Here is a 14,661-nt window from a genome sequence, read left to right as displayed (position 1 = left end):
GACGGGGGCTGTGCGGGGTCCGGGAAGGGTTCGGGCGGGTGCACCGGGTCCGGATACGGCTCCGGATGCTGCGGGTCCGGGCCCGGCGTCGGTCCTGGCGGGACCGGATCGGGCTGCGAGGCGGGCTGGGTCATGACGTCCTCCGGCCAGTCGGTGAACCTAGGCTCTGGACTACTCCCCGCGTACCCGGTGCCCGCACCACCACTCACCCGCGGGCCCCGGCACGGCAGCCCGGCGTGCGCCCCCGACGCAGCGGACGCCCCCGAGCTCACGCCCCGTGCGACGCCTGCGCACCGGCCGTCAGACCGGGCCGGGGACTCGACAGCAGCGGAACCCGGGTGGTGACGAGGTCCACGGCCGCCGCCATCGAGGCCTGGGCCAGGACGATCGCGTCGGCGTCGACGTCGGCGACCGCGTCGGCCGCGGCCGCCACCAGACGGACGTACCCATCGGTGTCGCCCGCCTCGAAACGCTCCCAGGCGCCGTCGACCAGCACGGTGCGGACCGCGACGGGCCGGGCGGCCCGTCGCGCCTCCTCCTCGATCAGCTCGACCGTCGGGGCCAGGGTGCTCTCCAGGGCCGCGAGGACGACGACACGCTCCCCCGCCGCCACCGCGGCCGCCGCCATCGGGCGGTCGACGCGCAGGACCGGGACCCCGGCCTCGGCGCCGTACGCCTCAGCGACGGCGCCGATGGTCGAACAGGTGCACAGCACAGCCCGCGCGCCGCCGGCCACGGCACGGTCGACGGCGGCACGTACGTCCGCCGCCACGGTGTGCGGGCCCGTGGCGCGGGCCCGCTCCAGCAGCCCCTCGTCGACGAAGTGCCTTAGCTCCAGGCCCGGATGTGCCTCGTCGCGCAGGGCGTCGAAGACCGGGACATGGACGGGCGAGGTGTGCAGGAGCGCGAGCACGAGCGGTTCAGAACCTTCCGGGGTGCGCGATCAGCCAGTCCTTGGCCGCCCGCAGCAGCTCCGGGGCGGCCGCCGGGGCCTCGTCCGGGTGGCGTTCGGCCCACTTGACGACGTACGGGCACAGCGGGGCCACCGAGATGCCCTCGCGGGCGGCGATGACGTACAGCTCGCGCGCCAGCGAGCCCGCGATGCCCTTGCCCTCGTGGGCCGGTTCGACGATCGTGTGCACCGGCACCAGGGCCCGCGCGGGGGCCTCCAGCACGAAGTACTCGATACGGCCGGCCACTTCGCCGTCGGCGGCCAGCGCCTCCAGGCGCCCGCCCGTCCGGTCGTCACGGATCGTGATGTCACTCATGGGTTCCCCCTCCAAGTACGGCTCGAATGTACGGCTCGGAATACGGTCGGATTCTCCGGCGTCCCCGCGGTCAGACTCCGACCGCCTGCGGGCTGCGCTCCTGGTCCGAGCCCGGCACCGGCTGCGACGGGTCGGCACCCAGCGCCACGATCCGGTTGTCGCCGTCCACGTGCACGACCCGCGGACGCAGGGTGCGGGCCTCGGCGTCGGTGACCTGTGCGTAACTGATGAGGATCACCAGGTCGCCGGGGTGCACCAGATGGGCCGCGGCCCCGTTGATCCCGATCACCCCGGACCCGCGCTCCCCCTCGATGACGTACGTCTCCAGGCGGGCGCCGTTGGTGATGTCGACGATGTGGACCAGCTCACCGGGCAGCAGATCGGCCGCGTCCAGAAGATCGGCGTCGATGGTCACGGATCCCACGTAGTGCAGGTCGGCCTGCGTGACGGTGGCTCGGTGGATCTTGGACTTGAACATGGTTCGCAACACGTGAGCGCTCCCGGTATTCGGCTCCCTGCCTGCTGTTGCAGGTCAAGGGCGTTTTTCACTTTACAACGGCAGACCTCGCACTGATTTTCCGCCTGCTGTTCAGGTACCGACGCCGACCGATCGCTGGGATTCCTGACGCAGTGCCAGGCAGACGTGGAGGCGTCCAGGTGCATCCACTCCGCCCTTGAGGGCAACAGGCGGATCCAGACTACGGAACAGCGCTCCGGAGCACATTGAGAGCCCCGTCACGCGGGGATGCCGTGATGTAGGCACAGGGTGACGCCTGCTGGGCATCGAGTTCTGGCTGCCCAATGACGCGTCATCCGCATTCCCTCTCCGCCCTCGTCGGTGGAGCGCGGCTCGTCCGCCCGCGATCTGCTGTGTTTTGCGCGACTTTCTTCCCTGGGCCCGAGGTAGCGTCAGGCGCACGAAGGGCGAGAGGAGGTTCCCTCCGCCACAAACCGTGGGTCCGGCCGGATCGATCGGAGGTGTGGTCGTGTCGGTCGACATGAGCATCGTGGACGAAGCGAAGTTGAACGAGCTGCTCGGGAAGGTCCTGACCGATCTGGGCGCGGTCGCGGCGGCACCCCTAACCCTGCTCGGGGAGAGGCTCGGGCTCTTCCAGGCCCTCGTGGACGGCGAAGCCGTCACCCCGGGGCAGCTCGCGGAGCGCACCCGGACCACCGAGCGCAACGTCCGCGAATGGCTGGCCGCGATGGCCGCCGGCGGATACCTGACCTACGAGGGCGATGACCGCTTCCGTATGTCACCGGAACAGCGTGCGGTCTTCGCCGACGAGAACAGTCCGGTCTTCGCGCTGGGCGGGTACCAGTCGTTCCTGTCCTGCGGCTCGGCCGAGGAACGGGACAGGCTGGAGCGCGCCTTCCGGGACGGCCACGGCGTCGGCTGGCACGAACACCACCCGGACTTGTTCGCGGGGACGGCCCGCTTCTTCCGTCCCAGCTACGCCGCACACCTGGTGGACGAGTGGCTGCCGGCGCTGACCGGCGTGGTGGAGAAGCTGCGCACCGGCGGCAGGGCGGCCGACGTGGGCTGTGGACTGGGCCACTCCACCGTGATGATCGGCAAGGCGTTCCCTGGCGCACCGGTGACCGGCTTCGACAATCACGGACCCTCCGTCGACGCGGCCCGGGAGCTGGCGGCGGAGAGCGGTGTCAGCGGCCGGGTCTCGTTCGAAACGGCCGGCGCCAAGGACTTCGCCGGCGGGCCGTACGACCTGATCGCGTTCTTCGACTGCCTGCACGACATGGGTGACCCGGTCGGCGCCTTGGCGCACAGCAGAGAGCAGCTGGCCGAGGGCGGCAGCATCATGCTCGTGGAGCCGTTTGCGGGTGACCGGCTGGAGGAGAACCTCACACCGCTCGGCCGCGCGTACTACAGCGCCTCGACCCTGATCTGCACGCCGGTCTCGCAGTCCCAGGAGGCCGGCCGCGCTTTGGGCGCCCAGGCGGGCGAGGAGCGCACCCGTCAGGTCGCATCGGAGGCCGGCCTGGCCCGTTTCCGCCGGGCGGTGCAAACCCCGTTCAACATCGTCTACGAGGCCCGCGTCTGACCACGGAACGCCGGTGGCCCGCTCACGTCGAGTGTCGTCGGCTTCTGACGCGATCGAGTGGAGTCGGGCCCTGGCCGGCCGGTCAGGGCCGGTGCAGTCGGCGGGCTTCGGTCCACTCGTCGTTGCGCTCGGCCAGGACAGCGCCGACCACTTGTCGAGTTTCCAGACGCCCCGTCAGGCGATCGCCGGAGGACTTCACCCCCTCACACGAACCCCACCGCAGCACCGGGGAGTGCCTTCGTGCAGCGGGTCGGCTGCTCGCGCAGTCGCTCCCGCACCGCTCCCGCACCGCTCCCGGGAAAGGCGAGGGCGTCGGCCTCGGCCTCAGCAGACCGGGTGGCCGACGTCCGCCTAGGCCCTGTCTGACAATTCCCGTCGTCCGCCCGGAGGGCGGGCCCCGCGGCGTCAGGTGCGTGCTCTCGGTGTGCCGGGCCTCGGCCCTCGTACTGGATGTACTCGGGTCGGGGCCCGGTGCGGCGAGAGGGCGTGCATGGCGTCGCGGGGCAGGCGGGAATTGTCAGACAGGGCCTAGGCCGACAGGCCGCCGGCGGCCACGACGAATCGCCCCGTCGGGATGGTCCTCGACGGGGCTCCGCCGCAGCGCTCGCTATCACGCCGCTGTCGCCAACCGTGCGGCCCCTCCCGGACATGAAGGCCATGACCTGTGGTTCGTGCCAAAGACGGCCGTGGTCCCAGACCACGTGCGCCCTCGAAGAGAGTGAGGCTCGGCCCGGGGAGGCGCGAGCTTCACCTTGTCGGTCCTTGACGACGGGCACCGACCCCTGGGCTGCCCACCGCGGAAGGCGGAAGGACCGCTCACAGCCGGGGGCGTTCCGAGGGGGCCGCACGGCGCGGTCCAGCGGCCGGTCGGCGCGCATGGGCGCCGATACTCTCACGGAACGAAGCACGTTATGCCCCGTTAAGATGATTTTTGTGATCAGGACACGACGACGCCGGCACCACCGCCCTTCATCCGATGCCCCACGCGAGATCGTCCTGCTGTCCCCCGTGATTCTCACCGTCCTCATCACTGGCTTGGCCTTCGCCACTCCCAGGGAGATCGCCTTCAGCCGTCTCCTGCCTGCCGCACCCGCCCTGGCCGCTGCGGTGTGGCCCGTGCTCCCGACGATCGCGCTGGGGGCGTTCTGCCTGCTGTCCATGATCGGGCTCAGCCTCGTGTACTCCGATCTCGGAACGCCCTACACGGCGGCTGCGATCGTCGCGGTCACTTTGGCGGCCGCATATGCGAGTCATCTTCGACTCCAGCGAGAGGAGACGCTCTTCCAGGTCCGGCTCGTCGCCGACGCAGCGCAGCAGGTGTTGCTGCGCCCGCTGCCGCACCGTGTCCAAGGCCTCGATGTCGAGTCGCTGTATCTGGCGGCCCAGGAGCAGGCCCGGATCGGAGGCGACTTCTACGAGGTGGCCGACACGCCGTACGGGGTTCGGCTGCTCATCGGTGACGTGCGCGGCAAAGGGCTGCCGGCCGTGGGAGCTGCCGCGGCGGTGATCAACTGCTTCAGGGAGAACGCGTACGACCAGCCCGACCTGAGGGGCGTCATCCATCGGCTGGAGACGAGCATAGGGCGCTACAGCATCGCGACCCTCGACCCGGATCAGCCTGAGCACTTCGCCACTGCTCTGATCGCCGAGATCCCCAGTGGCGGCGGACATGTCAAAATCCTCAATTGTGGACATCCTCCGCCACTGGTGATGCGCAACGGCGAGATCCGCGTCCTTGAGCCCACCGTCCCCTCACCGCCCCTCAACCTCGCGACGCTCCTCGGGGACGACTACAACGTCGACACCGTCGCCTTCGCCTCCGGCGACCAGATGCTGCTCTACACCGACGGCGTGACGGAGACCCGGGACCGGGCCGGCACGTTCTTCCCGCTACCGGAGTGGATGCGGCAGCTCGGCCCGGCGACGCCCCGTGAGCTGCTGTACCGGCTTCACCGAGACCTACTCCATTACAGCGGCGGAAGGCTCGATGACGACATCGCGGCCGTCGCCGTCCGCTGTAGGCGCCCCGGGACTCCAGAGCGCTCCGCGTAGATGGCTGGAAGCCGTGTTACGGCTGTGTCTGCTCCCAGTGAGCAGGCGACCGCGCTAGCGATGCGGCGCACCCTGCGCGGCGACAGGCTCCTGGCCCCTGCCGAGTCGCGCATACGATGCCGCCGACCGCGAGCCGGCCCGCGCCTTCAAGGACGCAATCACCACGGGGTCGGCCGGGGACGAGGGCGCACGGCTCGCCGCGCAGCACCGCCGCAGCCCGGGCGGTCAGCAGCCCACGCACGCCTGCCGCGCCGCCGGGCATCTGCTCTCGACGCCCTGCTCCCGCTCAGCTCGTTCCTTCGTGCACCGACGCCGTCTGCTGCTGCGACGCGGCAGCCGCGCGACGGATTTCATCAGCGTCGCCTTGCCCACAGTGGTGTTGTCAAGGGTGTATGGAGGCATTCTCCGGACGCCCTCTGAGCCCGGAACCTCATCCGCCCGTCGGACGCTCGCGCAAAGGTCGCGCTTCCCGGATGGACCTGCGCAGTGCGGCCGGTCAGGTGTTCCTCCCCCAGGTCGTCATCGTGGTCCTGCTGGTGTTGGCCGCGGTGGTGGGCATGGTGGCTCCAGGCGGCGAGTGACGCTCTGCAGCAGGGGCGACGGGAGTCGGTCATCGCGGCCCAGTCGTTCGCGAGTGCCCCTGGCGTGGCCGCGGCACTGCAGAGCCGGGACCCCTCAGCGGTGCTCCAGCCGCGGGCCGAGTTGGCGCGCAAGCGCACAGGCATGGATTTTATCGTCGTCATGAGCACGAAGGGGATTCGTTACACGTACCCCTATCCGCGGGAGATCGGGAAGAAGTTCGTCGGCGCCATCGCACCGGCGCTGAAGGGCCGTACCGTCGTCGAGCAGGCCGGTGGGCCGCCTCTGCCCGCGGGCCAGGGGACGGACGTGCAGGCGGTGGTCCCGGTGACCGGCTCGCGCGGCAAGGTGGTCGGCCTGGTCTCCGCCGGAATCACGGTCAAGAACGTGGCGGGACTGTGGCTGCCGCAGCTGCCGATCATCTTGGCCAGCGGCGCGGTCGCGCTGGCGCTGGCCATAACGGGAACGACGCCGGTGTCCCGGCGGCTGCGGCGGCAAACCTACGGCCTGGCTCCGGTGGAGCTGGCGCAGTTGTACGAGCACCACGACGCGGTCCTGCACGCGGTGCGGGAAGGGGTGCTGATCACCGGCGCCCGACGGACGGCTGCTGTTGGCGAACGACGCGGCGACGCGGCTTCTCGGACTGCCGGCTGACGTGCGGGGGCGCTCGGTGCGGGAGCTGGGACTGTCGGAGCCGGTCATGAGCCTGCTGTCGTCGCGGGAGGAGGTCACCGACGAGGTGCATCGCGCGGGGGACCGACTGCCGGCGGTGAACAAACGGCCGACGTACCCGCAGGGCGACCGGGGAGGCAGCGTGGCGACCCTCCGGGACACCACGGAGGCTTGCCCGCTCGGCCGCCGCAGTCTTCGCCCGTTGGCAGGAGGCCCTCACGGCTTCTCTCGTCCGGCACGGCCTGACCGAGGAACGCAGCCGCCGACTCGGTGCCTTCATGATCGCCGCCATCGAAGGCGCGGTGATCATGTGCCGGGCCGAACGGAGCACCGCCCCGATCGAGGCAGCCGCCGCCGAGATCCACGACCTGCTCCTCCACGCCCTGCGCGACCGCCCCGGTGCCGAATCCGGTCCCCGGCCGTAGCCCGCAGTCGCTTGTCCGATTCAGCTCAGCCCGAAGGAGTCGCCATGCCCTCACTCGACCGTCAGGACAACGTCTTCGTCCTCGATCTGGGAGACGGAGAGAACCGCTTCCACCCCGACTGGCTCACCGCCGTCGGCGCCGCGCTCGACGAGGTGGAGAAGGCGGAAGGCCCTCGCGCCCTGGTCACCGCCGCCACCGGCAAGTTCTACTCCAACGGGCTCGACCTGGACTGGCTGTCCGCCCACACCGACCACCACCAGGACTACGTCGTCACCGTCCACGAGCTGTTCGCGCGGATGCTGTCGCTGCCGGTCATCACGGTGGCCGCGCTGCAGGGGCACACCTTCGCCGCCGGCGCGATGTTCTCCCTCGCTCACGACTTCCGCGTCATGCGCGCCGACCGCGGCTACTGGTGCCTGCCCGAAGCGGACATCAACATCCCCTTCACCCCCGGCATGGCCGCTCTCATCCAATCCCGGCTGGCGCCGCAGACCGCGCACGAGGCCATGATCACCGCCCGCCGCTACGGCGGCGCCGACGCCGCGGCCACCGGCATCGTCGACCAGGCCGTCACCGAGGAAGCCGTGCGCTCCACCGCGATCGAGATCGCCCAGGCACAGGTGAACAAGGCCGGCGACACCCTCGGCACCATCAAGGCCCGCATGTACGCACCAGCCCTGGCCACCCTGCGCGACACCACCAACCCGCTCGGCTGACCAGCACCTCACCGACCGCACCAAGCCGTGCCCTGGGCGCCGTCTCCCGCGGCAGGAGCTGCCCCGACTGCCCACCGCATCAGGGCGTTCACCGCAAACACCATCTCCCGCGACAACACCTGGCGCGAGCGCGACCAACAGGACCTGCCGTGAAGGTCACGTTCCGCGTGGGCCGTCGGCGGCCGAGGCTGCGGGGGGGGCAGCGCGTGGACGATGGCAGCGCGCTGCCCGAGCTGCTGGCGCAGGAACTGGTTTTCGACCGTGGCCTGGTGGAGGGCACCGGGTGGCGCAGCAGGTCACTGCCGCGGGTACAGGTCAGCAAGCCGGACACCGTCCGGCCTGATGCTGATCATTTGCCGACCCGGAGGTGGCGATCAAGGACCTGACCTGCGGAAACGCCCAAGCGCTAGCTCTTGGACTTGAACATGGTGCGAAGCGCGAAGAAACTCCCGAATTGTCTGCTCCCCGCCTGCTTTTGCAGGTCAAGGGCGGCCCACGCCGTACATCGACACGCCTTGGGCTCGAAGCCTTCCAGGAAGATCGTGCGTTGCCGTGACTTGACTTTCCGCCTGCGCATTTCTGCGTCATCCTGCGGCTGCCTCGGTACGGGCAGCCCAGAGCCCCAGCAGTGGGACACCAGCCCCGCACCAAGTGCCGCAGCCAGCAGGAGTCGACCTCGCAGCCATCCGGCAGGGTGTAACGCGAAGGGCCTTCGGCCGAGACGAAGCCGGCGCCGGAAAACGCCCGAGCGGACGGCGAATTCGATCAAGTACCTCTCCAGCAGCAGTAGTTCGACCTGCTGCTGGACCAGTTGACGTAGAACGACAGGCCGCGCGGACTGACCAGGTGGGCGGCGGTTGTGACGCGGATCAGCGGACGTCGACGTAGTCGGAGACCCTGGTGCTGGTGAGGTAGTGGCTTCCGGTCTGGCGGCTGAGGGCGACGGCCCAGGTGCCGTCCTGTTTGGCGGTCACCCTGCCCTTGAGGTGGCCGTTGGAGTCGCTGGCCAGTTCGCAGACGTAGTGGTAGGTGGAGGAGCCGCGGGGCTTGAAGTAGAGGGTGGGGGCGCCCCCGTCGAGCGGCTTCCAGGTGGTGCCCTTCTTGTACTGGAGGGTGCCCGCGAAGCTGATCGACCGGCCCTTGCGGACGGGGTCGGGGGAGGCGTGGAAGCCGGTGATGCGGGTGGCATAGCGGTAGAGGTGCACGGGCTTGGTGGTACTGGTGCCCAGGTCGGGGTTGCCGTTGAAGCGGGCCCGCCAGTAGGCGTCGGTGTCCGGCTTGGCGAGGGTGCGGGCGAACGTCTCCGGGACCAGGGGCTTGTTGTGGCGGATCGGGACCGGAATGGTGGCGGCGTCCTTCCAGCCGCTCTTGCCGTCCTTGGAGTACTGGAGGGTGACGGTGGGCTTGGCGGGCCAGTGGGCGCGTGTGTCCTCGTAGTAGACGTAGCCGTCGGTCGTCAGGGTCCCGTCGTCGTGGAGGGACGCGGTCACGGCGGTGTGGGTGGTGAAGGCGACGTGCAGGCTGAAGGGTTCGGTGGCGGTCTGCTGGAAGGGCATGCCGCCGGTGCCCGCGACGAGTTCGGCGCTCGGAGCGGCGTTGTTCGAGGAGACGTGCAGGGTGTAGTCGCCCCGGCTGTCGGTGGTCGTCTGCCCGGCCACGTATGCGCTGTTCTGGAGGGTGATCGTGGTGTGCGGCAGAGGCTGCCAGCCCGAGGCGGTCTGGATCTCCGCATGGCCGGTGACGGTCCCCGTCGCACCCTGCTCCAGGTTCAGGGTGTGCGTGCCGGCCGAGAAGCGGACCGGTGCCTGCGCGGTGTGCAGGTTCTGCGGGGACACCGGCGGGTGGATCGCGCCAGGGTAGCGGCTGGAGGACTCGGGCACGGTGTACAGCTGGAAGGACGGCTCGGTGGGGACGAAGGCGGCGGTGAAGCGGCCGTCGGCGGCGGTGGTCGCGGTCGTGTGGATGCGCCCGGCGTCGAGGTCGACGGTGACGCCGTCGGCGGGAACCGGGGCGTCGGGGTCGCGGGGGTCGCGGGCGACGACGGTGCCGCTGACGGAGACGTCCTGGTGGAGGTAGTCCGGCACGTCCGGGGTGGTGGTGAGGCCGGTGACCGTGATGACGGTCCGGTAGTGCAGGGTGTGCGGCGAAAGGGCCCCGGTGACGGTGGCGCCGGAGGCGTCCTGCAGATCCACGGTCACCCGGTAGTCGCCGAGTTCGGCCAGGTGCACCGGCGCCCGCCAGACACCGGAGCGGGCGTCCTGCCCCGAGTACTGGGTGAAGTCCTCGGTCGATCCGGCCTCCGGGGCGCCGTCCGGTGCGTCCAGCGGATAGAAGTGGGCGGTGATCCGGGTGAGCGGGCTGTCGGAGTGCGCCGTGACGAAGAGCAGGCCCGGCTCGTACCAGCCGTCGGCGTCGGACAGGACGGGACCGCCGGTGGTGCCGTCGGCGTGGGCCGGGGCGGTTCCCGTGAACAAGGAGGCGGACAGGGCGGTCGCCGTGGCCGCGGCCAGGAAGGTGCTGCGTCTCATGATGGTTCCCAGGGCAGAGGTGGGTGCGTGGGCGGAGCCGGACTCCGAATCCGGAGCCGGATTGCGGATCCGGGTAGGCGCCGCCCGCGCCCGGAGACGTCCGGGTGCGGGCGGCGCTACGGGTGACCGTCAGGTGTCAGTCGAGCTGGGCGACCTTGGGCAGGTCACCGGCGGACGCGGCGTCGGCCGGGGGAAGGGCGTAGGGATAGACGCGTACGTCGCTGATCGCGCCGTTGGTGTATTCGCCGTAGGTCCCTGAGGAGAGCTTCCGGCCCAGCTGCAACGGGCCGGTGGCGTTCCACGGGGCGTAGGTCCAATCGTTGGTGGCGGCGAGTTTGCCGTCGACGTAGAGACGGATCTCCTTGGCGGTGGCGTCGTACATGCCGACGAGATGGGTCCACCGGCCCGCGACCGGCTTGCCGCCGTAGGTCGCGCGCCACACGGCGCCGCTCGCGTCGGTGCTGTGCCTGCCGAAGGCCCAGGACTTGGCACCGTAGGAGTAGTACAGCTGGAATCCGTTGTTGGTGGTGCCGTTCTGGGACAGGAAGGTGCTGTTGGCGGTGCCCAGTGAGGTGAGCTTGACCCACGCGGAGACGGTGAAGCTCTTGGAGGTGTCCACGGCCGGACCGGTCGTACTGGCGTAGCCGGTGGTGCCGTTGAGGGTTACGGCATTGCCGCGGGTGGTGTCGTTGGTCCAGGAGTAGCCTCCGGACAGGCCGGCGGTGAGGGTCCCGTTGCTGTCCGCGGTCGTGGCGCCGCTGCCTTCGGCCAGCTTCCACCAGTGGGTGGCGGTGTCGGTGACCGATCCAAGTGAGACGGCCGGGGCGAAGTCGTAGGTCGGCGGGGAGGTGAGGACCAGGCTCTGGCGGTAGTTGTACTCGAGGAGCTGGCCGTAGGCGTCGACGGCGTACAGGTCCGGCATGCCGTCCGGGGCGCCGGGGTTCGTGGAGGTGCTGCGGACCGGGCTGTTGACGTCGCCGGGAGAGGCGACGACCGGGTAGGCGGTCGGCGACAGGGTGAGCCCGAGGCTGGTGTGCGTGCCCGGGTGGAGCAGGTCTGGGACCAGCGTGGTCGGGTCGACGTTGATCGGGTAGCTGTACAGCTGGCCGGTCGTGTTGTCGCGGGACCACAGGACGGGCTTGCCCTTGAAGGTGCCCGCGGCGATCAGGCTCTGGCCGGTCCAGTCGCCGTCACCGAGCAGGAGCGGGTTCTTGAGGTGGTAGCCGCCGTCGGACTGGTAGATCCAGAGTTCCTTGTTCTCGACGGTGATGACGGCGGGGTAGTCGTCGGTGTTGCCGAAGACGTTGCCCGGCGTGATGAGCTGGCTGACGTTCCAGCTCGTGCTGTTGTAGTCGGTGGTGCGGCAGCGGGTGTCGTCGGCGACGACGTCGGAGGCCGCGCAGGCGTCCTTGACGACGTGGTCGAAGCGCTTGTCGACGAAACCGCCGAGGGTGGACCAGGGGCTGCGGGGGACGGAGGCGTCGTCGACCGGGTCCAGGTCGTTCTTGACGATGTAGAGGTTGTGGCTGGTCCTGTTGTACGCCCACAGGTCGTCGCCACTCGCGCCGTGCAGGTTGCCGCGGTGGGCGATGAGGTAGTTGTTCCAGCCCGTGCCGTCGGGAGAGTCCTCCTTGGTGGAGACCGTGACGGGGCCGGTGACGGCGGGCGGGGTGCCGGTGACCGGGTCGCTGTGGACGGGGGCGGTGTTCTGGCCCGGGTCCTGGTTGCCGGGGATCAGGTCGAGGTCGCCGGTCTTGGTGGTGGCAAGCAGGTCGGGCACGCCGTCGCCGGAGATGTCGCCCGGCTTGATGGGGGTGGCGGGGTTCCAGGGGACCGTGAAGGTGTAACCGGCGGGGCTGGTCGAGATGTTGCCCGCCTTGTCGACCGCGGCGACGTACAGGGTGTGCACGCCCCAGTCCTGGATCGGGACGGGGACGGTGGCGGTGGAGCGGCCCTCGCTGTCGGTGCCGGAGACCGCGGCTGTGGTGCCGTCGGCCTCGGTGGGCGGGCTGTCGAGCTGCCAGAGGAAGGACTTCATGCCGCTGGAATTGCAGGGGCCGGGGACGCAGGTGTCGTCGCCGGCGGCGGCGTCGGTGCCGGTCACGGTGAAGTCGGTGGTCTTGCCGGGGCCGGCGTAGACGGGGTCGCCCTCGCGCGCCGTTCCGACCGGCGGGAAGGCCGCGTTGCCGGAGATGTCCGGGGTGGGCGGTGCCGTGAAGTCGGTGGTGAACCAGCAATGGTCGGACTTGCCGGAGGTCAGGCCCTGGGCCGAGTCGTCCTCGGCGTAGACGTCCCAGCCGTACTGGTGGCCGTCCTTCAGGGTGGCGCCGATCTTCATCGGCGCGTCCGAACCGGACGCCAGCCAGCCGCTGTCGGGACTGGAGACGGAGGCCCCGCTGCCGTCGCCGTCCGGGTCGACGCTGCGGTCCCAGACGTAGTAGTGCGCCTTGACGTTCTCGCCCGACATCTGGCTGGTGACGGTGGAGTGCAGGGTGATGTTGCTGCCGGCGTCGGAGTAGGTGGTGGCGCCGATCCAGCCGGCTCCGCTGGTGGTGCAGGGGGCGGAGGCGCCGGCGGCGGCAGGGGTGAAGTGCAGATCGGTGGGGATGCCCGGCGGGATGTCGAACTTGGTGGTGAGGGTCAGCGTGGTCGACAGGCGCAGGTAGTCGTCGTTGCCGGAGGTCTCCGACTCGTTGCCGTACAGACCGATGGTCCAGGTGTTGGCGCCGTCGCCGAAGGTGCCGTCGGCGTCGTATCCGTTGCCGTCCTCGTCGGCGATCTTCTGTGCCTGGGCCTTCACGTGGAAGGTGGCGGTGCTGTTGCTGCACGAGCTGCCGGAGTTGGCGCCGCTGGGCACGGTGTCGGTCACCGGCGGGAATGCGGTGTCGTGGACGCCGGGACGCGACAGCCAGTCGGTGCTCGCGCTGATGGCGTTGGTGGTGTGCAGCGTAAGGGGCTGGTTCTGGCTGCAGTTGTAGCTCGCCGCGAAGGTGGTGGAGATCTTCACGTAGGCGTCGTCGACGACGAACGAGGAGTGCAGTCCGCTGGTGTTGATCGCCCAGTACGAGCGCTCCACGCCGACTCCGCAGGCGCCGCCCCAGCGTTGGTAGCCCGCGCCCTGGCCGTTGGTCTGCGCCTTGTCGTACTGCGGGGAGTTGTCGCAGGTCGAGCTGGAGTAGATCTCGGTGTAGTGGCTGGCGGTGGAGGCGACCGGGTTGGTGTAGGGGTCGATGTACACCGGGTAGACGGTGTCCGGGCTGCTGAGCATGCCCGCGTCGGGGGTCAGCGTCACTGCCTTGCTCGTGGCGGTCATGGCGACCGGCTCGGTGGTGGCCTCCGGGCCGGGGCCGTCCACTGAGGACGTCACGTCTGCGGCCGGTCCGCCGAGCTTGGCGGGGGTGGTGGCGGAGTCCCACATCAGCGGCTGGGGGCTGGTGTAGGCCAGGTCGCCGTCGACGGCGGTGGCCTGCATGGTGTCGGCGTCGGTGGTGGCCAGCGTGAGGTCGTGGGCGTCGACCCCGAGCTGGAGCTTACGAAGCCGCGGGTCGGCGGCCGCGGCCGCGTCGTGGACGACCAGGACGTCGCTGAAGCCGCCCTGGTCGGTGACGGACACCGACAGGTCGACTCCGGGCAGCACCGAGGGGTACACCGCGGTGTCGCCGCTGACGGTCGGCGCGGGCAGCGTGAACGGCAGGGTCAGGGCCATGCTGGGTCCGTCGGCGTGGGTGAGTTCGACCAGCGGGCCGTCACCCCCGCCCGAGAGCGTCACGGCGTTCGGTGTGACCTCGGGTGCGAAACCGCCGTGGCCGTCGGACGTCAGGGTGGAGTCGACCGGGGTCCACTTGCCGTCCTTGTAGACCCGGGTGGGCAGTGCGCTGGTCGTGCTGGTGAAGGTGCCGTCGGGCAGCGCCTCGGTGGTGGACACCTCCGTGGTCAGCGCGTCCACCGGGACCGTCTTTCCGGTGGAGACGGCCTCGGCCCGGGCCGCGATCAGCGGGTCGGCGGGGGCGGGCGAGGAGTCGTCGGCGGCGGCCGGGAGCGCCGGAACGGCAGCCGCCAGGCTCAACACGGCGGCGAACAGGGCCAGTCGGCCGGCCGCGGCCGTGCGTCCGCGGCCGATGCGGATCGGTGGTCTCAACACCTGGTGGGCTTCCTTCGGATCGCGGGCAGCGGGTGGGGGAAAGCCCGGGTGCCACAGAGAGCAGGAAAGTGATCAACTGCGGCACAGAAAACTACACAGGCACTGTCATGCACACGCATGGTTTCTTCATGGAAACGGCAAAGGGTCTTGAGTCGCGATCATGACCAAACCTAGCCTCCGGTCGATCACTGACCAGTGATCGGATCGTGTGACAGCC

General features: G+C 70.1%; 10 protein-coding genes and 1 pseudogene. 6 read left to right on the top strand and 5 right to left on the bottom strand.

Translation table 11 applies throughout. The features are described from left to right. Window positions 1-268: 268 nt before the first annotated feature. From FNH09_RS21080 to panD, 3 genes are all read right to left on the bottom strand, one after another. Complete coding sequence (locus tag FNH09_RS21080; protein ID WP_162468874.1) at window positions 269-913, bottom strand: aspartate/glutamate racemase family protein; 645 nt, start codon at window positions 911-913, stop codon at window positions 269-271. A gap of 7 nt (window positions 914-920) precedes the next feature. After that, window positions 921-1,268: a GNAT family N-acetyltransferase gene (locus tag FNH09_RS21075; RefSeq protein ID WP_152890255.1), complete on the bottom strand. Its 348-nt coding sequence runs from the start codon at window positions 1,266-1,268 to the stop codon at window positions 921-923. 70 nt (window positions 1,269-1,338) lie between these two features. Then, window positions 1,339-1,758, bottom strand: coding sequence for an aspartate 1-decarboxylase (gene panD / locus FNH09_RS21070; protein WP_162468873.1), 420 nt, complete (start codon window positions 1,756-1,758; stop codon window positions 1,339-1,341). A gap of 496 nt (window positions 1,759-2,254) precedes the next feature. Between panD and FNH09_RS21065 the strand changes: the two genes are divergently transcribed. From FNH09_RS21065 to FNH09_RS21035, 6 genes and pseudogenes are all read left to right on the top strand, one after another. Further along, window positions 2,255-3,331, top strand: a complete 1,077-nt coding sequence (locus FNH09_RS21065; protein WP_338017633.1) for a methyltransferase domain-containing protein — start codon at window positions 2,255-2,257, stop codon at window positions 3,329-3,331. 1,008 nt (window positions 3,332-4,339) lie between these two features. Further along, window positions 4,340-5,383 (top strand): PP2C family protein-serine/threonine phosphatase, encoded by a 1,044-nt coding sequence (locus FNH09_RS21055; RefSeq protein WP_338017632.1) that lies wholly within the window; start codon window positions 4,340-4,342, stop codon window positions 5,381-5,383. 585 nt (window positions 5,384-5,968) lie between these two features. Then, the gene (locus FNH09_RS21050) at window positions 5,969-6,616 is read left to right on the top strand and encodes a sensor histidine kinase (RefSeq protein WP_420802768.1); all 648 of its coding nucleotides are present in this window, start codon (window positions 5,969-5,971) and stop codon (window positions 6,614-6,616) included. A 233-nt stretch (window positions 6,617-6,849) separates the two neighbouring features. After that, window positions 6,850-7,059: pseudogene (locus FNH09_RS48700) on the top strand (LmrA/YxaF family transcription factor); the annotation flags it as partial. 44 nt (window positions 7,060-7,103) lie between these two features. Further along, entirely contained in the window at window positions 7,104-7,775 is a 672-nt protein-coding gene (locus FNH09_RS21040; RefSeq protein WP_152890261.1) for an enoyl-CoA hydratase-related protein, read from the top strand. A 367-nt stretch (window positions 7,776-8,142) separates the two neighbouring features. Beyond that, on the top strand, window positions 8,143-8,331 hold the full coding sequence (locus tag FNH09_RS21035; RefSeq protein WP_152890253.1) for a hypothetical protein: 189 nt from the start codon (window positions 8,143-8,145) through the stop codon (window positions 8,329-8,331). A 313-nt stretch (window positions 8,332-8,644) separates the two neighbouring features. Here the strand turns inward: FNH09_RS21035 and FNH09_RS21030 are convergent, their stop codons facing one another. Together FNH09_RS21030 and FNH09_RS21025 are read right to left on the bottom strand one after the other, a co-directional pair. Continuing rightward, a complete protein-coding gene (locus FNH09_RS21030; protein ID WP_152890251.1) occupies window positions 8,645-10,303 on the bottom strand; it encodes a hypothetical protein in 1,659 nt (552 codons plus the stop codon). A gap of 136 nt (window positions 10,304-10,439) precedes the next feature. Beyond that, window positions 10,440-14,444, bottom strand: a complete 4,005-nt coding sequence (locus FNH09_RS21025) for a LamG-like jellyroll fold domain-containing protein (RefSeq protein ID WP_152890249.1) — start codon at window positions 14,442-14,444, stop codon at window positions 10,440-10,442. Between the last annotated feature and the right edge of the window lie 217 nt (window positions 14,445-14,661).

Origin of the sequence: Streptomyces adustus (assembly GCF_009377175.1) — a bacterium.
Classification (GTDB): Bacteria; Actinomycetota; Actinomycetes; order Streptomycetales; family Streptomycetaceae; genus Streptomyces; species Streptomyces adustus.
Note: the sequence above shows the minus strand (reverse complement) of the source record. Positions and strands in the feature narration are given on the sequence as shown.